This window comes from Pleurocapsa sp. PCC 7319 (assembly GCF_000332195.1).
Lineage (GTDB): Bacteria > Cyanobacteriota > Cyanobacteriia > Cyanobacteriales > Xenococcaceae > Waterburya.
In genome coordinates this window covers 3,496,277-3,521,385 of record NZ_KB235922.1, presented here as the reverse complement: position 1 = coordinate 3,521,385, position 25,109 = coordinate 3,496,277, and the positions used below count along the sequence as shown (strand labels likewise).

Here is a 25,109-nt window from a genome sequence, read left to right as displayed (position 1 = left end):
AGTGAAAAAAAGAGATAAATAAATTTTATTTATCTCATTAATCAGCAAAAATTATCGTTTGAAAAATCTATCAAATTTAGCTCAGAAGATTAAAATTTTAGTTTCCAATTAGAGTGGTTTCTATGTTTCCCATTTTGCTATTCATCACAGCTGTAGTCAGTGTATTTTTATATCTTCGCACTTCCAATGATATATTTGCCTTGCTTGCTGTAGGAATGACGCTTTCATGTGTGATTTGGGGCTTAGTTCTCGCTCATTGGTCAATTCATTTATTAGCTTTACTGGCATTGTTTTTGCTTGGTAAACCTGCTGCTGTTGCTACGGTTAGTTCTCGCCGGAAGTAGAGCAATTTACATTCTCAAGCGCCAATATTTTGGGAAATATGTAAAGATAAACTGCAGCAGGTTTTTTGTCATTTTTGCCAGCTAAAGTTAGGAAATCATGCTTGCAAGTCCTTATAGTTGGTTAGATAAATCTTTAACAACTATTCATCGAGCCAATTGGTATCGTTCAGTTAAAACGATCGCTGGTATTCCAGGAGCAATAGTAGAATTATCAGGAAAGTCTGTAATTAATTTTGCTAGCAATGACTATTTAGGATTAGCAGGAGATCGAAGATTAATCCATGCGGCGATTAACGCTACACAAGTTTACGGTACGGGCAGTACGGGGTCGAGATTACTTAGTGGACACCGAGAACTACATCAAGAATTAGAAAATGCGATCGCAGCTCTTAAACAAACGGAATCTGCCCTGGTATTTAGTTCGGGCTATCTAGCAAATATTGGAACCGTTGCCGCATTAGTCGGTAAACCAGATTTAATTTTAGGCGATCAATATAATCACTCCAGTCTGAAAAAGGGGGCTATTCTAAGCGGAGCGAAAACTATCGATTATGAACATAACAATACAGAGGACTTGCGCCGTAAACTGCAAATCAATCGTCATTTATACCGCCGTTGTTTGATTACTACTGATAGTGTTTTTAGTATGGATGGGGATTTATGCCCTTTACCCGAATTGATTGCGATCGCCGAAGAATTTACCTGTATGCTGTTGATCGATGAAGCCCATGCGACAGGAGTGATGGGAGAAACTGGTGCGGGATGCGTCGAACACTTTAATTGTACGGGCAAAGAATTAATTCAAATTGGGACACTCAGCAAAGCTTTAGGTAGTCTTGGAGGTTATGTAGCCGGAAGTGCAACTTTAATTGATTTTTTGCGTAATCGCGCACCTAGTTGGATTTATACCACCGCTTTATCTCCTGCGGATACAGCAGCAGCCCATGAAGCGATTAAGCTAATTCAAACAGAATCTACTAGACGAGAACAACTGTGGCAAAACATTTACTACCTTAAGCAAGAACTATCAGATTTCAATCTTTTGCTCTCAGAGTCGCCAATTATCTGTATGGAATTTAAAAATCCTCAGGCTGTCCTATCTAAAGCGCAACAATTGCTCGAAGCTGGTATATTCGCCCCAGCAATTCGTCCTCCTACTGTACCTACAAGTCGGATTCGATTGTCGCTAATGGCAACCCATGAGCGATCGCATTTAGATTTTTTAGTAGAAAAGCTACGACAAGAATAGCTAATTCGTTTATTTGAGTAATTTATACCAACAGGATCTAGTATGACTAGTATGATATGTCGGATTACTATTCTTCTTCACTTGTTGGTAAACTCTCTACTTTTTCAACTATTCGATTTCCAGCAAAAGAGTAATTCCAGTTATCTAAAACATCTTTGACAATTACCTCTTTAAACCAGATCTGACCAACCACCGTCAGAGGTAATGAAAGTAATAAACCTAGAAAACCAAAGAAAGTGGCAAAAAACAATTGAGATAGTAAAGTAATTGCTGGCAGTAAAGACACTTGTTGCGCCATGACAATTGGGGTCAAAATATTACTTTCGACTTGCTGAATAATTATATACAAGATTAAAACAGCAACAGATTTCCAAGGAGCTTCAATTAAGGCGATCGCCATCGGTGCCAGTACACTCAAAGTTGGACCCAAATTAGGAATAAAAGTTAAGACTCCTGCTAGCATTGCCTGGGATAAAGCTAAGGGAATTCCTAAAATCAGTAAGACAACAAAACTTAAGATAGCAATTACCACCATATTAAACAAAATCCCCACTAGCCAACCTTCTAGACCTTCAGAGCAAAGATCTAGAATCTCTTCAACCCTTCGTCGATAAAAAGAGGGAAACAGACGCACAAAACCTTTACGGTAGGGAGTCGGATCGGCTAGGAGCATGAGGGTGATAGCAAGTAAAAGTAAAATACTTAATAACACACCCAAAGAATTATAAAAAACAGTCAACCCTCCCCCCAAAAATTGCTGGATCATTGGTTGTAACTGTCGATTTAATTCCTCTGTATCGGGTAGAAAATTAGTGATTCTAGGACCAAGACGTTCTGATAGCCCATTCGATAGTGTATCTAACAAGGTATCTAATTTTTCTACTCCCTGAGGGACTAATTTACCCAAGGCTTGAAACTGATCGATAAAAGGTGGAACAACTATCCACATACATCCAACCGCTACCGCAATTAGGGAAAACATGGATAAAAAAACGGCAAAACTCCTTTTTATCCCCCGCTTTTGAAAGTTTTTGACCAAAATGTTGAGGGAAGTGGCTAGAACAATAGCAGTGAAAAGTAGCAACAATAACTGTTTAATTTGCCATAAGACATATAAAGAAATAAAAAATACAATCAGACCAATCCAAGTGCCGAAATTCACCTTAGTAATCCTTCAGAGAAGGGAGAGTAAATTTTAGATTCGGTCTATAGGTTAACCTGAATTATTAGTTTTTACACTCTATATTTATTGATTGTTCATTGAGAATAGGGATAACATTTCAGCTAATTGAGTGATTATTGTTGGTAATTCCTACCCAAGACCAATCCGATAATTAATGATGGCAATAATACAATTATTAATACAAGAGTTGTAGTAGGTTTGATCGCAATTAGCTGACCACCATACTTAATTAAGATAGATAACCCTGTCGAATATAAAATTATTTTTAAAATAAATCCTGCCTGAGTATTCATGTAACTTAAAAGTAATTTACTAAATTAAGATTACTCAAAGTAAACTACGATAATTCTACATCTTACAGCTCGGAGTTTACCTTAAAAAGCTTTAAGCTCTAAGCCTTAAGCTATAAGCTCTAAAGTTTACTTAGGTAAACGGCTAACAGCTTATAGCTATCGGGTTTAATGCCCCCAGCAAACGAAGTTTGGTGGTCTACAATTAGGAGAGGTTAAAGCCTCTTATAATTGGCTATAAGCTTACAGCTTACAGCTTATAGCTGCGGCTCTGCCGCTTTACTTTATTAGCCAAGATTTACAAAGCATCACTTAGTTGAAGTATATTTTCTCTAGTAGAAGTCTAGATTAAATTCTAAGTAAGAAATTATTTGAATTTCTGTTTAATAAAACTAACTAATTGATTGAATTGCCTTTTTAATTGTTCAGATTCTTGCTCAAGTTTGGCAACTTTGAGCTTAAGTGCTTTAACTTCAGAAGTTACAGCAGCTATGTCAGCAGAGGGAGGACTGGAAGATTCTTCAGATAAGCCCGTACTAAGACCTTGGGGTTGTTTTTTGGCTTTTACCATCGAATCACGAATAGCATCCACTAGTTGCTCGCGATCAAATGGCTTTTCTACAAACGCAAAGTATTCAAAAGGCTCAGGGAGTTTGTCTGTTACTTCTTCCTTGCGACCAGACATCAATACCAAAGGAATTGAGCGGTATTTTTGTTGCTTTTGAATCTCTTGGTATACTTCCCACCCACTCATTTTCGGTAGCAAGAAATCGAGCATGATTAGGTTGGGGTTTTCGGTTCTAATCAGATTAAACCCTTCAAGACCATCTTTTGCTTCAATAACGTCAAAGTTCCCCTCTGGCAACATATCTTTGACTCGCATTCTAATGACTTTGCTATCGTCAATAACTAGAATTTTGTGGGTTGGCACGATTTACTCCTGAGCGACTAACTCCTTACGCCTGAGATTCACTAGACTGTTTGTGGGCAGTTAGTTTATGTTTACAAGCTTAGAGTTCCCTTTTAAATTACTAAAATAACAGGAAAAAACATCAAAATTACAATTATTTTTGTCTTCATAGTCAGTAATGTTGCTGACAATAAATCACTATGAATAATGAATCTCAATACTCAAACTCAACTAAAAATAACTGGCGAGATGAAGTGACCTCTCTTCCCTCTTGGTTAAAACGCCCCATTGGTAAAGCAAGTGACCTCTCTACTGTACAACGAATCATTAGGCAAAGGAATATACATACAATCTGTGAAGAGGGTAGGTGTCCGAATCGAGGAGAATGTTATGCCAATCACACGGCAACGTTTTTATTAATGGGACAAACTTGCACCAGAGCTTGTGCTTTTTGCCAAGTAGAGAAAGGTCATGCACCAATGTTGTTAGACCCCGAAGAACCTCAAAAAGTTGCTGATGCAGTTAACCTATTAGGTTTACGCTATGTTGTTTTAACCTCAGTAGCCAGAGATGATTTAAAAGATGGTGGTGCGGAATGGTTTGTCAAGGTGATGACAGTGATTCGCGCTCAAAATCCTCAAACTAAGATAGAAGTTCTAACTCCCGATTTTTGGAGTGGTAAAGACTCCGCTATTGCGCAAAAGAATAGAGTGGCTACAGTGGTTGCAGCTCAACCAGCTTGTTATAATCACAATCTAGAAACTGTGCGACGTTTGCAAGGACCAGTCAGAAGAGGCGCAAAATACGATCGCTCGTTAAATGTATTGCGCTTGGTTAAAGAACTAGATCCCACGATCCCTACTAAATCAGGCTTGATGTTAGGTTTGGGAGAAACAGAAGCGGAAATTATTCAGACGATGCAAGATCTGAGAGCTAGTAATTGCGATCGCCTAACAATTGGTCAATATATGCGTCCTTCCTTGGCTCATTTACCAGTGCAAAAGTATTGGACTCCTGATGAATTTACTCACTTGGGTCAAATCGCCCAAGACTTAGGATTTTCTCATGTTCGTTCTGCTCCTCTAGTACGTAGTTCTTATCATGCTGGAGAAAGTTAAGTTGGAATTGGGTTGGTTTGCTATTTTAGACATCAATTGAGAACTGAGCTAACATTAAAAATCCCTTAACTCCTTCTCTGAAAGTTAAAGTACAAACATGACTGATGACTTGGCTGCAATCAAGGAACAAGATTCCCTTGAAAAATATTTAGAGATAGCAAAACAATTACAACAACAATCTCAAAACTCTCAGGCATTAGAAAAATACTTACAGGTTTTAACTATTCGTCCTAATCATATACCTGCACTAAATCAAGTGGCAGAACTGTATGAAACTGATCAGCAGTTTGACCAGGCGGTTAGTTATTATCAACAGATAATTAAATTACAGCCTGACAACAGTATCCGCTATGTCAGGCTTGCTAAAGCAATGATGAGTCAGAATAATATTCAGGGGGCAATTACTGCTTATCAACAGGCAATTACTCTCAAGCATGATAGTCCTGCCTGGGTTTATCATGACCTAGGTGACGCTCTGATCAAAGATGCTAAAGTCAAAGAGGCGATTGTTGCTTATCGACAAGCTTTGAATAAACGACCTCTTAATCCCACTACAATAAAGCGTAAACTAAATCATGCTTTAAATTTAGAACCAGACAATCCCCTTAGACAAATTGCTACTAGTATTCAACGGGAGGCTCCTTATACCGGAGGACCAGTCCAACATTTTGAAATGGTTGGTAGAGATACAATTATTACTCTGCTGCAAAATGGATTAAGACCCGACCATACGATACTCGATTTTGGCTGTGGAGCATTGCGTCTCGGTTATTGGATTATCCGTCTTATGGAAAGAGATAAATATTATGGCATTGAGCCTAACTTTCCCATGTTAGAAGCTGGCAAAAAATATTCCTTGGATACAGAATTAATTAATCTTAAACAACCGCAATTTTCGACTAATTCTCAGTGCGACTTTTCAGTTTTTGGGGTTAAATTTGACTTTGTAGTGGCTCGGTCTATTTTTACTCATACAACTCCAGCCTTACTGCGCAAAACTTTACAATCATTTCGAGCAAATAGTACAGAAAATGGAATTATGCTCGCTTCTTACTGGCCTTTAGAATATAGTAAGCCAGGAGAAATAGGAGATCAATTGCCTCTGACTGATTCTCGTTTTATTCGAGTTGTTAAATATAGTTTGGCAACAATTCAATCTTGGTCAACAGAGTTTGGTCTTAAAGTATCTGAATATAGAGTCAATCCTTTAATTAACGAACAAGTATGGCTTAAATTTGAAAGATCGCCATCGATAACGAATGAGCATATATAGCGTTCCTAGTACTTGTGAGGTACACCTTGGCTGTGTTTGGGAAAAGGGGAAAGGGAAAAAATACTGTACCTCATGACTCTGCGAATTGCTATAGCTAACGATTTATGAGCGATTTTAATTGCTTAAAAGCTGGATCGTTATTTCTTGTAGGGTTTTTAACCCTGTTAGGGAACCTCGAATTAATCTGATCGCAGCTAGAGGTTGCTGGAGCAAAGCGATCGCCATAGGTAACGCCTGAAGATTTCCCTGAGAATCAATCGCACCACTCAAATCGGGAATATCCCCTGCCAGATCGTCACTAACTACCCGTAACATCGCCACCGAGATTCCCTGATGTTGTAATTCTTGTATGTAAGCATAGCCTTCCATATCTACCACACTTACAGGATAAGTCTGACTAAGTTGTAATTTTTCGGCAGCTTGGCAAATAGGGCGATCGCTAGTTAATCCAGTAACTAAATTAACTGATAATTTGCGCCGAATCATCTGAGTTAATTCAGGATTAGTCTTTACAGTAGAGCAGTTTAGATCCCAACATTGTTGATAAACTACTATGTCACCAACGGAATATAGTGGAGATAAACTACCACATAAACCCATGATCAGAACTTGCCGCGGAGGTGTTGTCTGAAGATAGTTCTGTATCCAGTTTTGTTTAATATTGTGCATCCCAATCGGAATTGAGATAACGTTAATCTTTTGTTCTCCAGTCTGTTGTATGCCACGACGAACTGCTTGGTATTCTGCCCCCTGAGGTACGACAATAGTATCAATCGATAAATTCACATCTAACGCTCAGTAACTTTTGCTTATTTTATGTCTGTAACGGAATCAACCAACAAAGCTAATTTATGGCGCAAAACCAAAGAAAATGGCACTACAGTAATCATTGCACTAGTTTTAGCTTTTGTAATTCGGATTTTTATTGCTGAACCTCGCTATATTCCTTCTGAATCGATGTTTCCCACTCTAGCTACTGGCGATCGCTTGGTAATTGAGAAAGTTGCTTATCATTTTCATCCCCCAGCAAAAGGGGAAATCGTCGTCTTTCAACCGCCAACTCAGCTAAGACTCTTGGGTTATGAAAAGAACCAGGCTTTTATTAAAAGAGCGATCGCGACTGAGGGGGAGACAGTAGCAGTCCAAAATGGCATCGTCTATGTAAACGATCGACCCTTAACTGAAGATTATATTGCTGCTCCACCAGAGTACGATCTCTTACCCGTCGCTATACCAGAGGGGCAACTATTTGTGATGGGAGATAACCGCAACAATAGTAATGATTCTCACGTCTGGGGTTTCTTACCAGTTGAAAATGTCATTGGTCATGCTGTTTTTCGCTTTTGGCCTCTAGATCGCATTGGCATAGTCTGAAAACTAATTTAACGATGGTCATTGATTATCGTTAAATGATTACGGTTTGCCAAACTGTCTTTGGTAAACGATTTCTTCTTTATGAGACTCTAATTTAATATCGGAGCGAGGGTATGATACACAAAGTAGAGCATATCCTTCGGCTTGTAGTTCTGGGGAAACCCCCATGCCATCGCTTTGTTCCACTTCTCCTGAGAGAATTTGGGCAGCACAGGTAGTACAAACACCAGCACTACAGGAAAAAGGTAAGTCAATTCCTGCATTAGTAGCAGCATCTAAAATAGTTTGTGATTCTGCAACTTGGATTGTTTCAGTTCTTCCTTGGTGGTGTATTTCTACACTATAGTTATTGGACATTTATCGACATCTTTCAGTGAATTTGACTAGATTTATTATCTTCTCATAAAATTCTTAAGAAAAAGTTTCCGACAATCTAATGTAGAAATCAAAATTTCAGTGTATGCTTTTCGTTAAGTCACAGCATTACTACATTGTTTAGATGATAGAGATCGCTATGACTGTTGGTTAGCCTGAGGAGTAGCGAATTGATGAATTTTCGGACTAGGGCCTTAGATACCCTAAAACAGACTAGTAGAACATTTTATATTCCTATTGCCCGACTACCAGGAGAGTTACAAGATGCAGTTGCATCAGCGTATCTTTGTATGCGGGCGATCGATGAGATAGAGGATACTCCTGACCTGGATAATCAAACCAAAGCTCAGCTGTTACGTAGTATTAGTCTTCGGCTACAAGAAATTGCTGATATTCACACTTATAAGCACATTGGTGTCGATTTAGTTCCCTATAGCGGTGTATTACCAGAGGTTAGTTTAAGTATTGGAGAATGGGCAAGTCTTGCCCCGATAACGATCGCGCCGCGAATTTGGGATGCCACTGCAGCCATGGCAGATCGCATGGCATATTGGGCAGAGAATAACTGGACGATTGAAACGGAAGCGGATTTGAACCGCTATACTTTTAGCGTCGCTGGAGCCGTAGGCTTATTGCTATCGGATTTATGGGCTTGGTACGATGGCACGGAAACGAATCGTTCTCAGGCGATTGCCTTTGGACGGGGTTTACAGGCGGTGAATATTGTTCGCAACCAAGGAGAAGATTCTCTACGAGGGGTCAGCTTTCTCCCTGAAGGTTGGACTAGTCACGATGTCCAAAGTTATGCGCGTCGTCAGTTACAACAGGCTAACCTATATATTCAAGCTTTACCTAAAAATAGTCCTGCTTTAGATTTTTGCCAAATTCCCTATATATTAGCTAAAGGAACTTTAGACGCGATCGCTCTCGGGAAACCAAAACTGAGTCGGCATGACGTTTTAAGTTTAGTTGAGAAATTTACTAACGTTAAATCTGCATAGATAATGTCTTTAGACAGCCTGGATCACGGTTTTATTAAGACTAATGGAATTAACTTACATTACGTTAGCCAAGGCTCAGGAAAATTAATGTTAATGCTACATGGGTTTCCCGAGTTTTGGTATTCTTGGCGACATCAAATTACTGAGTTTGCCCCTGATTATCACGTAGTGGCGGTCGATCTACGTGGCTATAACGATAGCGACAAACCCCAAGGTTTGGCAGCCTATCAAATGTCGGAATTACTGGCTGATGTTAAAGGAGTTATTAATGGTCTAGGTTATGAAGATTGCATTTTAGTGGCTCATGACTGGGGAGGGGCGATCGCTTGGAATTTTGCCTACGAGCATCCCGCCATGGTGGAAAAGTTAATCGTCATGAATCTTCCTCATCCTGCTAAATTTGCTGCGGGGTTAAAAACCTGGCAACAACTGCAAAAAAGTTGGTATATTTTCTGGTTTCAATTACCTTTTTTACCAGAATTGATCTTTCAAGCTAATAATTGTCAGGCGATCGCATCTGCTTTTAAAGGGATGGCGATCGATAAGTCGGCATTTCAACCCGAAGATTTAGCTGCTTTTAGGGATGCTGCTGCTAAACCAGGTGCGCTGACTGCAATGATTAATTACTATCGCGCTAACTTTCAAATCCCTCCCGATAATCTAGCGAAATATTGTGAGATTTTAGATGTTCCCACTCTAATGATCTGGGGAGAAGAAGATACGGCGTTGGGCAAGGAATTAACTTATGGTACAGAAGCCTATGTAAAAAACTTACAGCTCAAATACATTCCTAATTGTAGTCATTGGGTACAACAAGAACAACCTGCTTTAGTCAATCAATACATGAGAAACTTTTTATTGACAGACTCCTAAAAATCTATTGGTCTTCTTTAATTAGTTGCCCAAAATTTAGCTCAATAATTTAGCTCAATAATATTTACCAAGCAGAAAATTAAAAGTTTAAATTTATTAAAAACTGTTGGCTATTTTTTCTAAAATTAGACTCAGTAGAGTTAAGCATTTTTATCAATAATCTAATTAACCGCGATTGTTTGATTGATTATTGGGAACAGTTTCTAGCTCACCAGTGACAGCCTCTTCTTCGTTTATAGGAACTGGTTTAAAAGAGACTTTTGACTCTAACCAGGCTGTCAGTAGATCGGGAAGATTTTTCTTCAGCCAGCGTAGAGCAATTAAACGGGCAACAGGTTTAATATAACCGACTAAAACCTTCATGATTTTGTTTAAAGAAGGGTTCTGCAACTTGTGATTAGCATAGTTAATTGAACCAACATCAATTAGACAATCAATGATTAGCTTGAGTGCTACTTCTTCTCTTTCTACCATCTGCTGTAATAACATGGTTACATCACGCATCCGTTCTTGTTTTTTTTGTTCCTCAGCAGAAATTTTCTTTACTTTAAGAGATTCTTCGGGATAAGTCAGCATCAAAATTTAGGTTTTAAGATATTACTCTCATCATGTTATGGCTCTTTTCATAGCAGCACTATCTACAATGAGACATAAACCAAAACTCTATCCTGAATTTAATTAATTTAGCAACAAACTTAAGGGGATCTTGATATATTTGTTGGTCTCTTCGATAAAGCTAGCCAAGTCACGACTTACCTGAGCCAACAATTTACCATTCACATAAACTTTTTTCGTCGGGTATTTTTCTAACAGTTCAATTAAAGAAATTACTCGATCATCACTAGCAGAAGCCACTAATGCTCCTCTTAAAGCCTTAACATTGGCGCGCTCAGCTTTAGTCCCAACGACATTACTTGTTTGAGTTAAAACATATTCCCCGGGTGCAGTATTCAAAAGGTCATAAATTAACTTAGTATCAGCAGGGAACTGTTGACTCAGTACCCAATGGATCATCTGAGGATTTTGTTGACCAAACTTTAAGAGAAAGTCAAGGGATGGAGACATCTCTCCCGTCTCAGTAAAAGTTTGTAATTCCTCTAAAGTTACTGATTGGGTGGCGGCACCATAGGTAAAGATAATCTCTTCAGCAGCACTTGCTTGCTTGGGATTGATAGCAATAGTCATACTAGCAACAAACACTAAAATTCCAGTTCCCCGAAGCCACTTGAATATGTTTGTGAGCTGCATTGCCTTATCTCCCTAAGCATAAAGTCTTACTTAATTTTAAGAATACGATCTTTGCTGCTCAATTATGCGTTTAGCAATTTAATTTATTACGTCTATTTTCGGCGTAGTTCTAATTATCTTTTTGAATAATTCGATTGGTAATAAGCTCTTAAGCTAATTTCAGCACGAAGCGATCAATTGCCTGAGCGAAACCTTCTTCTTTATTGGAAGCGGTAACGTGAATGGCCTTTGTTTGTACTTTAGCATCGGCGTTACCCATCGCAATACTAACTCCACTATTAGAAAACATCGAGATATCGTTAAAACTATCACCGATAGTAACGATTTCAGCGGTTGGAATATTGAGCTGTCGAGCAATCTGTTTGACTGCTTCACCCTTATTGGCTTTGGGATGAGTAATATCCAGATTATAAGGTTGAGAACGGGTTGCTGCTACAGAATTGCCAAATTTCTGTTGGATAGCTGTTTCACATTGGAAAACCGCATCGAAATCGCTGCTAGCAGCAACAATTTTGAAGATATCACCCTCAACGTCTTCGTAGTTAGTAATGACACTTGGTTCAAACTGAAGAGTTTCTTTATGGTGGTCAACATGAAACCCATTTAAGTTTTTTAAATACCAATGGCGATCGCTATAAAGCCAGGCATTTAAACCGTAATCCTCTGCCATAGTGATGATTTCAGGAATCATTTTGTTATCTAAAGGAGTGCGATCAATAATCTTTCCGTCGCGACAAGAGATTAGACCACCATTAAAGCTACCAATAGGATATTGCAGATTGAAAGTTTCGGCGATTGCTTCCAAGCCAAAAGGGGGTCTGGCACTAGTAACGGTAAATAAAATGCCAGCTTCTCGTAGTTTTTGAACTGCTGTTTTAGTTTTATCTGTTAACGTTTTATTGTCGTCAATCAATGTACCGTCAACGTCAGAAATTACTAAAGATATTTTGCTTGCTCGATTAGATTCCATATTTTCCGTAGAAATTAAATTTTGCTAGTACAGCACTTCAATACTTACAAACAATCGCTTGATCAAACAATGTCTTTTGAGTACAAAATAAAAAATCTATGCACCACAAGGGATTTGAGATACTTGTGTCAGGCAGTCAGATCGTAGTCTATTTATTAACAAAACTAGCAAAACTTAACTCATTAATTTTATTCCACTCAGAAACTTCAATACGAAATTGATTCCACTGGTCAAATATTTTCTTGAAAGCAGGACTTTTACCAGCTTCTTCTTGATAATAATCAAAAGACGCTTTTTGGGCTGCCTGTAAAACTTCTGGAGGGTAAGCCTTCAGTTTAGTACCACTGTCTACCAGGCTTTTTAGAGCTTCCCGATTTAAGGCATCGTATTTTGACAGCATATTAAGATTAGCTTCCATAGCTGCGGTTTTAAAGATTTCTTGATATTCAATGGGTAGTTTATCCCACTGGGATTTATTAACTTGAACTTCCAAGGTGGGACCAGGTTCCCACCAACCAGGATAGTAGTAATAGGATGCTGCTTTATTCAAACCTAATTTTTGATCATCGTAGGGACCAACCCATTCTGCCGCATCGATCGCCCCCCGTTCTAAAGCTAGATAAATTTCTCCTCCTGGAAGCACTTGCACATTAACTCCCAAACGGGACATGACTTTACCCCCTAAGCCAGGGATACGCATTTTTAAGCCTTTAAGATCTTGGAGAGATGTTACTTCCTTCTTAAACCAGCCCCCCATTTGCGTTCCGGTATTACCCGCAGGAAAATTAATTACATTGAATGCACTGTAGAGTTCGTGCATTGTTTGTAAGCCGCCACCGTGATAGTACCAGGCATTTTGCTGTTGGGCAGTTAATCCAAAGGGTAAAGAGCAGCCAAAAGCTAGTGCAGGATTTTTGCCTACGTAATAATAACTAGCGGTGTGTCCACATTCTACTGTGCCATTTTGTACTGCATCCAAGACTTCCAATCCGGGAACAATTTCTCCTGCGGCATAGGGTTCAATCGTAAAACGTCCTCCAGTCATGGCAGAAATGCGATCGCATACGGTTTGCGCTCCACCATAAATTGTATCCAGAGATTTAGGCCAACTTGTTACCATCCGCCATTTAATATTGGGTAAATCATTGGCTTGAACATTAGGACTATTATTGGTTTGATCGCAGGCAACTAAGATAGTACTGGTAGTAGCAGCGATCGCCAAACGATCTAGTACTTGTCTCCTTTTCATAGCAATTATACTTATTAGTTTTATATGTGATTACACTAGGACAATGGTAAATCTTACTAGAAGATATCCTAAAGTGTTTCCTATTAATAATTAATAAGCTTTAATATTTATAGCGAAAAGAACTCAGGTATCAGGAGTAGTTATTAACATCCTCCAATAAAGGGACAAGAGGGTCTTCTCGCTCACAAAAGATAAATTTTCGATTAAGCTTTGTGTTTAATCTCTAAGGTAAAAGTTCAACCACTTTTTGCAACAATTCATCAGCATCAACGGTTTTCTTCAGAAAATCTGTTGAGCCAACCATCTTCGCTCTAAGGCGATCAATAATGCCAGAGTTCGCAGTTAAGAAGACAATTGGTGTTTCCGCAAACTCTTGATGTTTGCGCATTTGAGCGCAGAGATCGTAGCCACTAATTTTGGGCATCACGATGTCTAAAAAAATTAAATCTGGCTGACATTCGATCAAAGTTGATATTGCCTGCATGGGATCGTTGATGGAAATAAAACGATAGCCTGCCAAACAGATAATTTGCTCCATCATCTGAGAAATCATCAAACTATCGTCAACACAAGCAATTAAGGGACGGTCTTGATAGTTGTTGTGTGCTTCGGTAGTAGTAAACAACTCCAGAAAATCAGGAACTTCAACTAAACTAAATATTCCTGATTGAATGTAAGGTGATAGAGAAGAAATAACCTGCAGAGGTGATGTTCTCAGTTGTACAGCTAAGTCCCTAATATTTTTATTCCCATTAAGCAGTTTACACAAGCTTTGATAAGCAGAAATTGAGGTTTTCTCTTGTAGCTCTTTGGCTTGTAAAATTACAGGAGCTAAATTAGGCGAACGATCTGCAACTTTGGCGTTCTCCCACCTTGACCAAATTTGCTGATTTTGTTTAATCAATTCTTCTGGTTCAATGGGTTCTAATTTAGGAGCTAAAATATCATTTTGATTGAGACGGCATATTACCTGTCTAGCTTGAGTAACATCAAATAGTATTTCTCTAGCAGCAAATAGTAGGGCATTTTTCCCTTGTTGAGGCGTTATTATCTCCTGTTTGACCCAATTACATATTTGTCCATATTCCCAGACATTGTCGCTGAGATCTGCCTCATATTCAGTTAGCTGTTCCTGCAAACTAGCAAGTGAAAAAGGTATTTGAGGTAAATTGGTAACGAGATTTCTTTGCCAACGGCGAATCGGGTGAACTCCTCCCGTTGCATAGACGATGTTACCTAAGTAGAGATAGAAATGCCACTCATTCTCTGATATCGGGTCAGTAAAGGTCAGCTGCCCACTTACCTGGTTTTTTTGCAGAGAGATAAACAACTTGATTTGTTTTGGGGCAGTAAATTCTCTGATAATCAGATTGTCAGAAGTTGTTTTGGCATTCATTTTGTTATGCCTCTCTTTTGGAGAATGTCTATAATTTGGGTATTAGCTTGGGGAAATTGATATTGATTCAACTCTGATGAGTCGACCCAGAGGATTTCGTCACACTCTAGTGCTTGTGGCTCTCCACTTAGATGTTGGCAATCGTGAACATATAAGGTTACGATAAATTTCTCATAACGATGAGATATTGTTGTTACGTGATTGCCAACTATTATTTCTATTCCTAGTTCTTCTTTAATTTCTCGCTTAATACACTCTTCTACTGTTTCTCCTACTTCAATTTTACCCCCTGGAAATTCCCAAAGTCCTCCCATCTCCCCTTGAGTTTTTCTACGGTCTATGAGAATTTTTCCCTGTTGATTACTAATTAAAGCTACCCCTATTTGCTTATGCACCAGAGGAAGTTGTGTTTCTGGCATGGAATGTTAATTATTATATTGAGCTAACCATTAAAATATGCTCACAAATAAACATAGAATAACCCTTACCATAAATCGATAAAGGTTGTCTAGACTGGTAATTTAATTTACGTTTATAATTGTCATCTGTCAGTCTGTGTTGATGATAAAGACTTTTCAAAAGTCATTCTTTGTTCAGCGTTACGCAAGAAATAACCACTCATCATAGCCGAAGCTAATAAACGCCCTAAGTTTTCTCTGTTGGTGCTAATTGCAACATCAAAATGTTCAGAGGGAATATTACCCAACAATCCGATGATGTTGTGCTCTATGATTTGGAATACTTCCTGAGAATTAGGTTGGGAAAGTTGAGTAACAGTCTCTGGACTTAGGGATTGGACATATTGCCAGAGCGCATTGCCTTCTCCATTATGTTGAAATAAGTTTTGAGGACCACTTTCGCTCTTCACTACTTTATCTCCCTGATTGAATTAGAAAAAATTTAGTAATTGTATTAAAACTAAACTAACTTGATTACTTTCCAATTTAATCATATTCTAATTAATTAATAGTTATGTAGAACCGAACTGACATTAGCGAGTTTCCCGACCCAGCTAGATTTAAAATAAGTTCATTTTTGACCAAAAAATAATAGAAGCAAGCTCAGCAGTGACGGCATTCTCAGAATCAACAATTACTGTTAAATAAATGAATAACTACCAGGGAAACCGATAATTCACTTGCTTCACTTAGGTTTATTAATTAGTTACTATTAATTGAAGAATCTGTGACATTTTAAAGCGATAAAAGTGTTGGCATTTGTTAGCTAGCTAAATATTCCCGGATTACAGTCTTTCGTTTACGTAATTTGGAAAGTGCCTCTCTCTCAATCTGCCTAACTCTTTCCCTACTAATACTTAAACACTCCCCAATTCTAGCCAGAGTCATCGGTTTGCCATCAGCTAAACCAAATCTAAGAGAAATAACTTCTTTTTGTTGAGGGGTTAAATCAGCCATCAGTCTATCTAAATCCATCCTCAAAGAAGAAGAAGTAGCATAGTCTTCCGGAGATTGACCTGTATCTTCTAGCATATCTCCTAGTTCAGTATCATTGTTGTCCCCAACTCTGATATCCAAAGAAATTGGCTGGCGAGATTTTTCTAAGTAGTCTCGTACTTGCTTAGGAGTAAGATCTAATTCATTAGCTAACTCGGAAATTGTAGCAGTCCTGCCTTTTTTTTGAGCCAACTGTCTTTGGGCTTTTTTAATTTTGTTGAGTTTTTCGGTGATATGTATTGGTAAGCGAATCGTGCGACCTTTTTCCGCGATCGCCCTAGTAATAGCTTGACGAATCCACCAGTAAGCGTAAGTACTAAAGCGATAACCTTTAGTGGGATCGAATTTCTCAACTCCCCTTTGCATGCCAATTGTACCTTCTTGGATCAAGTCTAGAAGGTCAAGGTTCCGCTTGAGATATTTTTTGGCAACGGACACTACCAGACGTAAGTTGGCCTCTACCATTTTCCGTTTGGCAGATTCCCCCGCTTCAATTACAGCCGATAAGTCTGCTAGCGAAGTCTTGGCTGCTACCGCCCATTGAGCATCAGTGGGTTCTACTCCTAGCTCTTCGACTAAATCTTCTTTGACTTTGGCTAAAGCGATCGCCTTCTGAACTCTTTTGGCATAAAGAATTTCTTCCTCATGTGTTAATAGAGGAACGCGACCTATTTCTTTCAGATAGCTTCTAACTAAGTCGTTAGATTTGGTTGCTGTTTTCATGACGCGATTAACTTACTGGAATTTATTGGGTAAGAACGAAATTCTTGGTGATGTAAATATTTTGTTGTCTGTAAAAATAGATTCTTAAACTGAATATGAGAATCAACATTTACTTTTATTAACAAGCAATCGTGCTCAATGTCGAGCCTCAACTCGGCAGATGGCTTACTAATTCTTAATCATATTGCAACAGATTTAGTATTTGCTTGGCTACACTGGGGTTAATTGAACATAATTTTGCTTTTGTTCCCCAACTTCTAGGATACACTATATTTATTAACTTTTGTAACTTTTATGAGTAAGCAATGTTTATGAATTTCATAGGTTATGCTAACGAACCAAAGTCTCTGTCACGATCATACAGACAATTACTGATTAAAAATGCAACTCTGACAACAAAAAAAGTGTTAGCACCATTAGGTCAGAATAATTCCTGATAAAAGCGTTGACATCGACAAACTGCATTTATTTTGAAAAAATTACATATAAGTATAAATAAACAATAAAAAAGAGAAAACCTAAGCAGATGATTGAGAAGAAAGACTTCTTGCATAAATTCGCATAATTACCAATTATTACATGGTTCTATCTGAGATATTACTATAGGATTTGGACTCAGAAAGCTGTAAAAATTATTAAGTGTAGCTGACTAGGGGTTTTGTAGGAGAAGAGTAGTAAAAATATTAAAATCATGAATACATCTCAAGTTGCGGCATATGGTTCTTGGAAATCTCCCATTACCTCGAATTTGATTGTCTCTAAAACCATTGGTATCGGCAGTATTGTTGTTAACGGAGATGATATTTACTGGTTAGAGAAAAGACCCCAAGAAAAAGGCAGAAATTTAATTGTCCGCTATTCTAAGCAACGTGGCATCAAGAGTATTACCCCCTCACCCTTGAGTGTACGGAGCAAAATTCACGAATACGGAGGAGGGGCATTTATAGTTGAACAAGATACCATTTATTTCTCTAACTACAGTGATGGTAGAATTTATCAGCAAGTTTTGCCTAAACCGCCTCAAGCTCTGACCAACAAAGTGCAGCAGCGTTATGGTGATATCATTGTCGACCCTTCAAGAAACCGTTTGATTTGCGTTTGTGAAGATCATTCTCCAAGAGATCGCGAAGCAATTAGCACTATTATTAGCATCGATTTAAGTACAGGGAGAATACGCAATTTAGTTACAGGCGCAGACTTTTATTCTTCACCTCGTTTGAGTCCTAATGGTGAATGGTTAGCTTGGCTGAGTTGGAATCATCCCGATATGCCTTGGGATAGTACTTTTTTATGGTTAGCCAAGATCGATCATGATGGCTCGATTGCAAAACCAGAGTTAGTAGCCGGCTCAAAAGCTGAGTCAATTTGTGAACCCCAGTGGTCTCCATCTGGCGCGCTTTATTTTGCTAGTGATCGCACTAATTGGTGGAATCTATATCGTCGCAATCAAGATGGTTCAGTAGAGATTTTACACAAAATGGCGGCGGAGTTTGCTTATCCCCATTGGGTGTTTGGACTGTCAACCTATGCCTTTGCCGGGCGAGATCGTCTAGTTTGCGCTTATTCGACTAACGGTAGCTGGCATTTGGGGACTATAAATACTAAAACTAAGCAATTTAAAGAAATTAAAACTAAATATACTAATATTTCTGATTTACGAGCTACAAAAACCGGTTTGGCCGTATTTATCGGCGGAACACCCACAGAAACCACAGCAGTAATTAAATTAGATTTAGACACTGGTCAAGAACAAATATTAAAACGAACCGGAGATTTAACTATCAATCCTGGTTATTTATCTTTACCACAGGCGATCGCTTTTCCCACAACCGATAATTTCACCGCCTATGCCTGGTATTATCCACCCGTCAATCAAGATTACACTGCCCCAGCAGGAGAGTTACCTCCGTTAATTGTTAAAAGCCACGGAGGTCCGACCGCAGCAGCTTCAGTTGATTTAAACCTTCGCATTCAATATTGGACAAGTCGTGGCTTTGGTTACTTAGATGTGAACTATGGCGGTAGTATTGGCTACGGTCGAGAATATCGTCGTCGACTAGACGGTAAATGGGGAATTGTTGATGTCGATGATTGTGTCAATGGTGCTAAGTACCTGGTAAATCAGGGCAAAGTAGACGGGGAAAGATTAGTAATCACAGGCAGTAGTGCTGGGGGATACACGACTCTAGCGGCTCTTACTTTCCGTAATATTTTTAAGGCAGGTGCCAGCTATTATGGCGTTAGCGACCTAGAAATATTGGCTAAAGATACTCATAAGTTTGAGTCTCGTTATCTTGATCGTTTAGTTGGCAAATACCCTGAAGAACGGGAAATTTATCAAGAGCGATCGCCAATTCACTTTACCGAACAACTGAATTGTCCGGTGATCTTTTTTCAAGGTTTAGAAGATAAAGTTGTTCCCCCTAACCAAGCTGAGATGATGTTTAATGCTATCAAAGCCAAGGGACTGCCCGTTGCCTATGTGGCTTTTGAACAGGAAGCTCATGGCTTTCGGATGTCTGAAAATATTAAAAAGGCTTTAGATAGCGAGTATTATTTCTATGCTCGTATTTTTGGTTTTCAACCAGCAGAGTCAATTGACCCCATAGAGATCATCAATTTAAATTAAGGTTTTTATCGAAATCATGTTAATCAAATAGCTAATAGCTAATAGCTGGGGCGAAGCCCTTTATTCTTGCCCGCCTACCCACAAGATTCTTAATGCCATAGTTGCAAAACCAAGTGCTGCGAAAGATTTCAGTAGCTTCTCCGGTAAGAATTGTGCCACTGCCCCTCCAGCTAAAACCCCCAGAAAACTGGCTAAAATCAAGGCTACTGTTGAGCCAATAAATACTGCCCGAGGATTATTTGAGCTACCACCAAGAGCGATCGCTGCAAGCTGACTCTTATCGCCAATCTCTGCTAGGAATACGGTAATAAAGCTAATCCCAATTAGTTGCCAATCCATTTTCTAAATTATTAATTATAACGAGCTTAGAGTTTAATGATGTCGCTGATTAACCAGGCGGTAATGATCAATAGTAAAATTGCCACGGATAAATCTAGAGTTTCGGGAGTAAGTTTTTTTGATAACCAATAGCCAATAGAAACCCCAATTAAACTAGTGGCGATTAAAGCTAAAGCTGCACCTAAAAAGACAATCCAAGGTGCCTGAGATTCAGCACTCATTAAGAGGGTAACTAGCTGAGTTTTGTCTCCCATCTCTGCTAGAAAAATGGTGACAAAAGTAGAGCTAAAAACTACCCAAAAATTATTCCTTTTTTGCTGTTGAGATTCAAGATTAGATGCTTGTATTTTGGTAATTGGTTCAATAGATTGGCGATCGCTAGTTTCCATTAAATTTTTTAATTGAGTTGAGTTACATTCCCAACACGTACTCGATAATTAATTAAGTTCTTGCTATTGTCGCAAAATTTGTCTGAAACTCCAATAATCATGAAAATGATTGATGTTCTAAACACGATAAACTGAACGTTTGAATAATACTGTTCCTTATCTATAGTTTTTATGCCTTTTTTCTATCAGGATGAGCAATTAACTACAATTGCCCAAGAGATTTTACAAATCACAAGAGAGAAATTTCCTACTATAACTAGAGACAAAATTGCCCTTACTTGGATTGTATACGAAGAGCCAGTAATCGTTAATACTGGAGGAGCATTATCGGCAGCAGAGTTTTGGCAATATCCAATTAAAGGATTTAGTTACAGAGGAGTAGAGAGGATTTATCCTGCCAGCATTGTCAAACTCTTTTATTTAGTGGCAATACAAGAATGGTTAGAAGGAAAAATGGTAGCCGAGTCCTTAGAGTTAAACAGAGCTATTCGCGATGCAATTGTCGAGTCAAGTAATGATGCTACCAGTTTAATTGTCGATGTTCTAACAGGTACTACTAGTGGGCCAGAATTACCTCCTAAACCATTTGAAACGTGGCAAAATCAGCGCAACATAGTTAATCGCTATTTTAAATCTCTGGGTTGGGAAGAGTTAGAAAGTATCAATGTCAATCAAAAAACTTGGTGTGACGGTGCCTATGGGAGAGAAAAAGCCTTTTTAGGGGAATTGATGGAAAATCGTAATATGCTGACTACAGATGCGGTAGCCAGATTATTACACAGTATTATCGGCGGAGTTGCCATATCCAGAGAGCGATCACAAAAAATGATGCAGCTACTCAAGCGAAGTCTTAATCCGGTAGATTTTGTGGCAAGTGATGACGAAAACCAAATTACAGGGTTTCTGGGAGAAGGATTACCAGTCAATGCTCAACTATGGTCTAAAGCTGGTTGGATGAGCCGAGTACGTCATGATACTGCTTATATCGAAATTCCTAACTTACCGCCTTATTTATTGACTGTGTTTACGGAGGGGAAAGATAATGCTTTAAATAAATCTATTCTGCCTTTTATTTCTCAATCTGTTGTGGAAGCACTGCTCAATTGGAAACGTAATTAGATTAAGATTTTTAACTCTCAAAATTCACTGACTGGGTTCATAATGGAAACTAGTCAGTAGTAAATTTGACAGCAGAATAGGATCTTTGCGTGGGAATATTACTTATTCCCACTACGATCACAGTTATTTCTTAATTTTGATTAGATACTATTACCCAATACTAGGGTAGAAAAAAAAAGTAAAAAAGTAGGTAAGCTCCATGAAGTATTTTCGTTGGTTAACTATTTTCGGCATCACCACTAGCATCTTGTTAGCTAATGCCCCAAAATCATCAGTAAACGCTGCTATAACTTCCAAACAAGTAGAAGGAGACAAAAATAAAACCTATAAAAATTACAAAACCTACTATGCTTATAATCCTCCCTCGGAATTAGTCACCAATTTAGAAAAATACGAACAGAATATTTCTTGTTATCTTCCTCAGAAAAATTCTCAATTGACTCATTATCAAATTTGGCTCAATCGTGGAGTTGCTTTGCAACAGCAAAATAAATATCGTGAATCCATAATTTGTCTTGATCGAGCCTTATCACTACAACCGGATTTAAAACAAGCTTGGTATCGTCGAGGTATTGCTTTGAGCCATCTTGAACAATATTCTCAAGCGGTTTTTGCTTATCAACAGGCGATAAAGATTAATCCTCAGGAGCATACTGCTTGGTATAACCAAGGTAATGCCTATAAACATCTTGGAAAATACGAGCAAGCGATCGCCTCCTTTGAGCAAGCGATCGCTCTCAAAACTGACTTTCATGTGGCTCACTATCAACTAGCCAAAGTCTTCGAAAAAACGGGAGATTTTGAACGAGCAATTTTAGCTTATCAAGCTGCGACCGATCTTGAACCTGAATACGATCATGCTTGGTACGGTTTGGGTAGATTATTAAATAAATTAGCAAGATATGACGAGGCAATTTCTGTCTATCAAGATATCCTGAAGCTCAATCCCGAGGAACATCAAGCCTGGTATAACTTAGGCAATATTAATCTCCAGTTACATGATTATGAAGCAGCAATTACTGCTTATGAAGAAGCGATCACCTTAAAACCGAATTATCATCTTGCTTGGAATAATCGCGGGGTCGCATTAGAGGCTCTAGAAGAAACGAGAGCAGCCATCAAATCCTATAGTCAAGCTTTACGAGTCAATCCCAAGTATGACAAAGCTTTAAATAATCGTCGACGTTTATTAATGCTTGTTAGTAGTAGCAATCCAATTTTATTTAATACCGCTAACTTAAGATAGTTTAGTAGGTATTGGCATTCATCTTAAAATAGTAATAATGACTGATATCCCTGAGGTAGGACAACTAGCTCCAAACTTTAGCGCGAAAGATCATAATGGTAATACTGTTAGTCTCAAAGATAAAAGCGATCGCTGGTTAGTATTATATTTTTATCCTAAGGACAATACTCCAGGTTGCACCACTGAAGCTAAAGATTTTACCCAATATACTGCTCATTTTCAAGAATTGGGAGCAGACATTATCGGAGTTAGTCCAGATTTAGAGAAATCTCACTGTAAGTTTATCGATAAACATAACTTGTTGATTCAGCTGTTAAGTGATCCTGAGCATAAAGTGATTGAATCATACGGTGCATGGCGATTGAAGAAATTTATGGGTAAAGAATATATGGGTGTGGTGCGCTCGACTTTCTTAATCTCTCCTGATGGTAAAATTGCCCAGGTTTGGGATAAGGTAAGAGTCAAAGGTCACGTAGAAAAAGTCTTAACTGAGCTACAAAAACTAGTAAGCTAGTCTAGGTTAGTATTCAACCTCTTCGCTAGCTTCAGCGAGAGATTTGCCCAGCTTTGTGCCGTTAATATTCAAGAAAAAACCATGTCTGAACCAATTACTCCTGCTATTAGCGATCGCATTTGTAAACACATGAATGACGATCACCGCGATGCGATCGCCCTTTACGCCAAGGCATTTGGTGATGCGCCTCAAACTGAAACCGCAACTATGGATTCTATCGATCCCCAAGGTATGAATATTTCTGCCCAAATTTCAGGAAAAGTAGTACCGATTAGGGTGAAATTTGACCATACTCTCAAGGATGCGGAAGATGCCCATCACACCTTAGTAGCAATGATCAAACAAGCAAAAACTGGCAAAACTTAAAATTAGCAAGATTTACAAGTTAGGGCAGTATAAATAGGTGGGTGAAATTAAATATAAAACGGTTTTTGCCGGGGTTAGGGGTTAGGGGATGGGTGATAGGGAAAAAATTAACTACCTGGGTTTTATAAATTATTATGCCTACCTACTTAATTGTCGATAGTGTAGTTAATGGTGATCGAAGATATTGCCATATTGCAGTCGATCCAACGCCACAAATATAGGAATTGCCTGAAAACACTGCTGGGCTAGTTGATAACGTCCTTCCCTTTTGAGCATTGTGGTTAACTTATCTTTGATATCCAAAAGATAACGAACATCATTGGCGGCATAACTATATTGCTCTCCAGAAAGATTTTCGGCATCGCCCCAATCAGAACTTTGGGCGCTTTTATCTAATTCGACCCCCAATAATTCACCAGCTAAACTTTTTAAACCATGGCTAGAAGTATAGGTACGAGCTAGTTTGCTGGCAATCTTGGTACAAAAAATTGGTGCAGTTTCAATACCGAAGTGGGTATTAAACTGTGCGACATCAAAACGAGCGTAGTGAAAGACTTTGGTAATATCCCAAGAAGTTAGTAGTTTTTGTAGATTAGGTGCTTCTTTTTGCCCTTTGGCAATACGAATTGCAGTGACAAAACCTTGAGGATCGCACAACTGCACCAAACATAAGCGATCGCGTCCTAAAACTAAACCCATAGTTTCCGTATCTATGGCAAGAGCTTCGGCAGACATATAACGGGCATAAGTAGCTCCATCTAAATCCTCATCACAAATTTGAACGTTATTAAAAACCATATTGCCAAATTATTTATTTTTCGCGGATAAAAATTTGAGTGAAATAATATTCATCTTTTTCATTTTTGACTACTCCAATACCAGTTAAATTGAAGTTTCCCACCATATTGCGACGATGACCTTCACTGTCGATCCATCCCAGCACAGCTCTACCTGCTGGATCGCTATATCCCATATTGTATGCTACATTCTCTGCCACACTCCGATAAGGTAGATCGTTTTTTAAAGCGGCAACCCTATTTTCAAAATCATCATGACCAAATTTTACTTTTTGTTTAGCCATATTCTCGCTATGAATTCTAGCTTGTTCACTAATTACGGAATTGAATTCTAATGGAGCAAGGTCAAGAGTTGCCCGGTATTGGTTGACTAGAACATAAGCTCGTTGAGCTATCTCTTCTAGTTCCTGGCTGCTCTTAGTTTTTGTTGAAGCAGTGATTTGGTGAAGGGATCCTTCTTGACCCAAAACTGCCTTCGATTGCCACCATCCAATGTAAGTTGTGACCACTAAAGTAGATAGCAATATTTTGGCAAACATCCTAGTTAGTATAGGAATTAGGAATTTATACATTGTTTTTATATCATTTCAGTTTTTAGGTAAGACAGATTATTTGTAGGGGCTAACCGCAGTTCGCCCTTACCAGAATATTACGTGTCTCAGATATTATCCAAATTGATA

General features: G+C 38.5%; 28 protein-coding genes. 12 read left to right on the top strand and 16 right to left on the bottom strand.

Annotation, left to right across the window (positions count from 1 at the left end; genetic code table 11):
• The first annotated feature begins 122 nt into the window (after window positions 1-122).
• Together PLEUR7319_RS0119960 and bioF are read left to right on the top strand one after the other, a co-directional pair.
• Entirely contained in the window at window positions 123-344 is a 222-nt protein-coding gene (locus tag PLEUR7319_RS0119960) for a hypothetical protein (RefSeq protein ID WP_019506999.1), read from the top strand.
• Window positions 345-441: 97 nt separating this feature from the next.
• Complete coding sequence (gene bioF, locus PLEUR7319_RS0119955) at window positions 442-1,593, top strand: 8-amino-7-oxononanoate synthase (protein ID WP_019506998.1); 1,152 nt, start codon at window positions 442-444, stop codon at window positions 1,591-1,593.
• A gap of 67 nt (window positions 1,594-1,660) precedes the next feature.
• Here bioF and PLEUR7319_RS0119950 read toward each other — a convergent pair whose 3' ends face one another.
• Window positions 1,661-2,755, bottom strand: coding sequence for an AI-2E family transporter (locus PLEUR7319_RS0119950; protein ID WP_019506997.1), 1,095 nt, complete (start codon window positions 2,753-2,755; stop codon window positions 1,661-1,663).
• A 678-nt stretch (window positions 2,756-3,433) separates the two neighbouring features.
• On the bottom strand, window positions 3,434-3,997 hold the full coding sequence (locus PLEUR7319_RS0119940) for a response regulator (RefSeq protein ID WP_019506995.1): 564 nt from the start codon (window positions 3,995-3,997) through the stop codon (window positions 3,434-3,436).
• 179 nt (window positions 3,998-4,176) lie between these two features.
• Between PLEUR7319_RS0119940 and lipA the strand changes: the two genes are divergently transcribed.
• Both lipA and PLEUR7319_RS0119930 read left to right on the top strand, forming a co-directional pair.
• Window positions 4,177-5,094 (top strand): lipoyl synthase, encoded by a 918-nt coding sequence (lipA, locus tag PLEUR7319_RS0119935; protein ID WP_019506994.1) that lies wholly within the window; start codon window positions 4,177-4,179, stop codon window positions 5,092-5,094.
• Between the two features lie 97 nt (window positions 5,095-5,191).
• Window positions 5,192-6,367 carry a class I SAM-dependent methyltransferase gene (locus tag PLEUR7319_RS0119930; protein ID WP_019506993.1) on the top strand — a complete coding sequence of 392 codons (1,176 nt, stop codon included), beginning with the start codon at window positions 5,192-5,194 and terminating at the stop codon, window positions 6,365-6,367.
• A 114-nt stretch (window positions 6,368-6,481) separates the two neighbouring features.
• Here the strand turns inward: PLEUR7319_RS0119930 and PLEUR7319_RS0119925 are convergent, their stop codons facing one another.
• On the bottom strand, window positions 6,482-7,153 hold the full coding sequence (locus tag PLEUR7319_RS0119925; RefSeq protein ID WP_019506992.1) for a hypothetical protein: 672 nt from the start codon (window positions 7,151-7,153) through the stop codon (window positions 6,482-6,484).
• Window positions 7,154-7,183: 30 nt separating this feature from the next.
• On the opposite strand from PLEUR7319_RS0119925, the gene lepB reads away from it, so the two are divergent.
• The gene (gene lepB / locus PLEUR7319_RS0119920) at window positions 7,184-7,741 is read left to right on the top strand and encodes a signal peptidase I (protein ID WP_019506991.1); all 558 of its coding nucleotides are present in this window, start codon (window positions 7,184-7,186) and stop codon (window positions 7,739-7,741) included.
• A gap of 39 nt (window positions 7,742-7,780) precedes the next feature.
• On the opposite strand, the gene PLEUR7319_RS0119915 is transcribed toward lepB, so the two are convergent.
• On the bottom strand, window positions 7,781-8,098 hold the full coding sequence (locus PLEUR7319_RS0119915) for a 2Fe-2S iron-sulfur cluster-binding protein (protein WP_019506990.1): 318 nt from the start codon (window positions 8,096-8,098) through the stop codon (window positions 7,781-7,783).
• 191 nt (window positions 8,099-8,289) lie between these two features.
• Here PLEUR7319_RS0119915 and PLEUR7319_RS0119910 point away from each other — a divergent pair, with 191 nt between their 5' ends.
• A complete protein-coding gene (locus tag PLEUR7319_RS0119910; RefSeq protein ID WP_019506989.1) occupies window positions 8,290-9,117 on the top strand; it encodes a squalene/phytoene synthase family protein in 828 nt (275 codons plus the stop codon).
• Window positions 9,118-9,120: 3 nt separating this feature from the next.
• Window positions 9,121-9,990 carry an alpha/beta fold hydrolase gene (locus tag PLEUR7319_RS0119905; RefSeq protein ID WP_019506988.1) on the top strand — a complete coding sequence of 290 codons (870 nt, stop codon included), beginning with the start codon at window positions 9,121-9,123 and terminating at the stop codon, window positions 9,988-9,990.
• Window positions 9,991-10,155: 165 nt separating this feature from the next.
• On the opposite strand, the gene PLEUR7319_RS36140 is transcribed toward PLEUR7319_RS0119905, so the two are convergent.
• From PLEUR7319_RS36140 to PLEUR7319_RS0119865, 8 genes are all read right to left on the bottom strand, one after another.
• Entirely contained in the window at window positions 10,156-10,566 is a 411-nt protein-coding gene (locus PLEUR7319_RS36140; protein WP_019506987.1) for a hypothetical protein, read from the bottom strand.
• A gap of 102 nt (window positions 10,567-10,668) precedes the next feature.
• Window positions 10,669-11,238 (bottom strand): alpha/beta hydrolase, encoded by a 570-nt coding sequence (locus tag PLEUR7319_RS36135; protein ID WP_019506986.1) that lies wholly within the window; start codon window positions 11,236-11,238, stop codon window positions 10,669-10,671.
• A 148-nt stretch (window positions 11,239-11,386) separates the two neighbouring features.
• Window positions 11,387-12,208 (bottom strand): Cof-type HAD-IIB family hydrolase, encoded by an 822-nt coding sequence (locus PLEUR7319_RS0119890; RefSeq protein ID WP_019506985.1) that lies wholly within the window; start codon window positions 12,206-12,208, stop codon window positions 11,387-11,389.
• Between the two features lie 148 nt (window positions 12,209-12,356).
• A complete protein-coding gene (locus PLEUR7319_RS0119885; RefSeq protein WP_019506984.1) occupies window positions 12,357-13,457 on the bottom strand; it encodes a TRAP transporter substrate-binding protein in 1,101 nt (366 codons plus the stop codon).
• A 223-nt stretch (window positions 13,458-13,680) separates the two neighbouring features.
• The gene (locus tag PLEUR7319_RS0119880) at window positions 13,681-14,853 is read right to left on the bottom strand and encodes a response regulator (protein ID WP_019506983.1); all 1,173 of its coding nucleotides are present in this window, start codon (window positions 14,851-14,853) and stop codon (window positions 13,681-13,683) included.
• Window positions 14,850-15,272, bottom strand: coding sequence for an 8-oxo-dGTP diphosphatase MutT (mutT, locus tag PLEUR7319_RS0119875; RefSeq protein WP_019506982.1), 423 nt, complete (start codon window positions 15,270-15,272; stop codon window positions 14,850-14,852). Before mutT ends, PLEUR7319_RS0119880 begins: the two co-directional genes overlap by 4 nt.
• Window positions 15,273-15,394: 122 nt before the next feature.
• Window positions 15,395-15,721: a DUF760 domain-containing protein gene (locus PLEUR7319_RS0119870; protein WP_019506981.1), complete on the bottom strand. Its 327-nt coding sequence runs from the start codon at window positions 15,719-15,721 to the stop codon at window positions 15,395-15,397.
• A 352-nt stretch (window positions 15,722-16,073) separates the two neighbouring features.
• Window positions 16,074-17,030, bottom strand: coding sequence for an RNA polymerase sigma factor, RpoD/SigA family (locus tag PLEUR7319_RS0119865; RefSeq protein ID WP_019506980.1), 957 nt, complete (start codon window positions 17,028-17,030; stop codon window positions 16,074-16,076).
• A gap of 691 nt (window positions 17,031-17,721) precedes the next feature.
• On the opposite strand from PLEUR7319_RS0119865, the gene PLEUR7319_RS0119860 reads away from it, so the two are divergent.
• Window positions 17,722-19,659 (top strand): S9 family peptidase, encoded by a 1,938-nt coding sequence (locus tag PLEUR7319_RS0119860; RefSeq protein WP_019506979.1) that lies wholly within the window; start codon window positions 17,722-17,724, stop codon window positions 19,657-19,659.
• Window positions 19,660-19,719: 60 nt separating this feature from the next.
• Here the strand turns inward: PLEUR7319_RS0119860 and PLEUR7319_RS0119855 are convergent, their stop codons facing one another.
• Window positions 19,720-19,998, bottom strand: coding sequence for a TMEM165/GDT1 family protein (locus tag PLEUR7319_RS0119855; RefSeq protein WP_019506978.1), 279 nt, complete (start codon window positions 19,996-19,998; stop codon window positions 19,720-19,722).
• A gap of 26 nt (window positions 19,999-20,024) precedes the next feature.
• Entirely contained in the window at window positions 20,025-20,387 is a 363-nt protein-coding gene (locus PLEUR7319_RS0119850; protein WP_019506977.1) for a TMEM165/GDT1 family protein, read from the bottom strand.
• Between the two features lie 171 nt (window positions 20,388-20,558).
• On the opposite strand from PLEUR7319_RS0119850, the gene PLEUR7319_RS0119845 reads away from it, so the two are divergent.
• The 4 genes from PLEUR7319_RS0119845 (at window position 20,559) to PLEUR7319_RS0119830 (ending at window position 23,632) form a co-directional block, all read left to right on the top strand.
• Window positions 20,559-21,506, top strand: coding sequence for a serine hydrolase (locus tag PLEUR7319_RS0119845; RefSeq protein ID WP_019506976.1), 948 nt, complete (start codon window positions 20,559-20,561; stop codon window positions 21,504-21,506).
• 199 nt (window positions 21,507-21,705) lie between these two features.
• Window positions 21,706-22,752, top strand: coding sequence for a tetratricopeptide repeat protein (locus tag PLEUR7319_RS36130; protein WP_019506975.1), 1,047 nt, complete (start codon window positions 21,706-21,708; stop codon window positions 22,750-22,752).
• Window positions 22,753-22,789: 37 nt separating this feature from the next.
• On the top strand, window positions 22,790-23,266 hold the full coding sequence (gene bcp, locus PLEUR7319_RS0119835; RefSeq protein ID WP_019506974.1) for a thioredoxin-dependent thiol peroxidase: 477 nt from the start codon (window positions 22,790-22,792) through the stop codon (window positions 23,264-23,266).
• Between the two features lie 81 nt (window positions 23,267-23,347).
• On the top strand, window positions 23,348-23,632 hold the full coding sequence (locus tag PLEUR7319_RS0119830) for a DUF2470 domain-containing protein (protein WP_019506973.1): 285 nt from the start codon (window positions 23,348-23,350) through the stop codon (window positions 23,630-23,632).
• A gap of 165 nt (window positions 23,633-23,797) precedes the next feature.
• Here the strand turns inward: PLEUR7319_RS0119830 and PLEUR7319_RS0119825 are convergent, their stop codons facing one another.
• On the bottom strand, window positions 23,798-24,430 hold the full coding sequence (locus PLEUR7319_RS0119825; RefSeq protein ID WP_019506972.1) for a ribonuclease H-like domain-containing protein: 633 nt from the start codon (window positions 24,428-24,430) through the stop codon (window positions 23,798-23,800).
• A gap of 13 nt (window positions 24,431-24,443) precedes the next feature.
• Window positions 24,444-25,001: a CAP domain-containing protein gene (locus PLEUR7319_RS36125; RefSeq protein WP_202804254.1), complete on the bottom strand. Its 558-nt coding sequence runs from the start codon at window positions 24,999-25,001 to the stop codon at window positions 24,444-24,446.
• Window positions 25,002-25,109: the final 108 nt, after the last annotated feature.

What these genes read in the sequence shown, in the direction of transcription:
- PLEUR7319_RS0119915 (WP_019506990.1), bottom strand. Translation starts at nt 8,098, where the DNA reads ATGTCCAATAACTATAGTGTAGAAATACACCACCAAGGAAGAACTGAA.
- PLEUR7319_RS0119865 (WP_019506980.1), bottom strand. Translation starts at nt 17,030, where the DNA reads ATGAAAACAGCAACCAAATCTAACGACTTAGTTAGAAGCTATCTGAAA.
- PLEUR7319_RS36125 (WP_202804254.1), bottom strand. Translation starts at nt 25,001, where the DNA reads ATGTATAAATTCCTAATTCCTATACTAACTAGGATGTTTGCCAAAATA.
- PLEUR7319_RS0119830 (WP_019506973.1), top strand. Translation starts at nt 23,348, where the DNA reads ATGTCTGAACCAATTACTCCTGCTATTAGCGATCGCATTTGTAAACAC.
- PLEUR7319_RS36135 (WP_019506986.1), bottom strand. Translation starts at nt 11,238, where the DNA reads ATGCAGCTCACAAACATATTCAAGTGGCTTCGGGGAACTGGAATTTTA.
- PLEUR7319_RS36130 (WP_019506975.1), top strand. Translation starts at nt 21,706, where the DNA reads ATGAAGTATTTTCGTTGGTTAACTATTTTCGGCATCACCACTAGCATC.
- PLEUR7319_RS0119855 (WP_019506978.1), bottom strand. Translation starts at nt 19,998, where the DNA reads ATGGATTGGCAACTAATTGGGATTAGCTTTATTACCGTATTCCTAGCA.
- bioF (WP_019506998.1), top strand. Translation starts at nt 442, where the DNA reads ATGCTTGCAAGTCCTTATAGTTGGTTAGATAAATCTTTAACAACTATT.
- PLEUR7319_RS0119910 (WP_019506989.1), top strand. Translation starts at nt 8,290, where the DNA reads ATGAATTTTCGGACTAGGGCCTTAGATACCCTAAAACAGACTAGTAGA.
- PLEUR7319_RS0119860 (WP_019506979.1), top strand. Translation starts at nt 17,722, where the DNA reads ATGAATACATCTCAAGTTGCGGCATATGGTTCTTGGAAATCTCCCATT.
- PLEUR7319_RS0119880 (WP_019506983.1), bottom strand. Translation starts at nt 14,853, where the DNA reads ATGAATGCCAAAACAACTTCTGACAATCTGATTATCAGAGAATTTACT.
- PLEUR7319_RS0119825 (WP_019506972.1), bottom strand. Translation starts at nt 24,430, where the DNA reads ATGGTTTTTAATAACGTTCAAATTTGTGATGAGGATTTAGATGGAGCT.
- PLEUR7319_RS36140 (WP_019506987.1), bottom strand. Translation starts at nt 10,566, where the DNA reads ATGCTGACTTATCCCGAAGAATCTCTTAAAGTAAAGAAAATTTCTGCT.
- bcp (WP_019506974.1), top strand. Translation starts at nt 22,790, where the DNA reads ATGACTGATATCCCTGAGGTAGGACAACTAGCTCCAAACTTTAGCGCG.
- lepB (WP_019506991.1), top strand. Translation starts at nt 7,184, where the DNA reads ATGTCTGTAACGGAATCAACCAACAAAGCTAATTTATGGCGCAAAACC.
- lipA (WP_019506994.1), top strand. Translation starts at nt 4,177, where the DNA reads ATGAATAATGAATCTCAATACTCAAACTCAACTAAAAATAACTGGCGA.
- PLEUR7319_RS0119885 (WP_019506984.1), bottom strand. Translation starts at nt 13,457, where the DNA reads ATGAAAAGGAGACAAGTACTAGATCGTTTGGCGATCGCTGCTACTACC.
- mutT (WP_019506982.1), bottom strand. Translation starts at nt 15,272, where the DNA reads ATGCCAGAAACACAACTTCCTCTGGTGCATAAGCAAATAGGGGTAGCT.
- PLEUR7319_RS0119930 (WP_019506993.1), top strand. Translation starts at nt 5,192, where the DNA reads ATGACTGATGACTTGGCTGCAATCAAGGAACAAGATTCCCTTGAAAAA.
- PLEUR7319_RS0119890 (WP_019506985.1), bottom strand. Translation starts at nt 12,208, where the DNA reads ATGGAATCTAATCGAGCAAGCAAAATATCTTTAGTAATTTCTGACGTT.
- PLEUR7319_RS0119960 (WP_019506999.1), top strand. Translation starts at nt 123, where the DNA reads ATGTTTCCCATTTTGCTATTCATCACAGCTGTAGTCAGTGTATTTTTA.
- PLEUR7319_RS0119845 (WP_019506976.1), top strand. Translation starts at nt 20,559, where the DNA reads ATGCCTTTTTTCTATCAGGATGAGCAATTAACTACAATTGCCCAAGAG.
- PLEUR7319_RS0119905 (WP_019506988.1), top strand. Translation starts at nt 9,121, where the DNA reads ATGTCTTTAGACAGCCTGGATCACGGTTTTATTAAGACTAATGGAATT.
- PLEUR7319_RS0119850 (WP_019506977.1), bottom strand. Translation starts at nt 20,387, where the DNA reads ATGGAAACTAGCGATCGCCAATCTATTGAACCAATTACCAAAATACAA.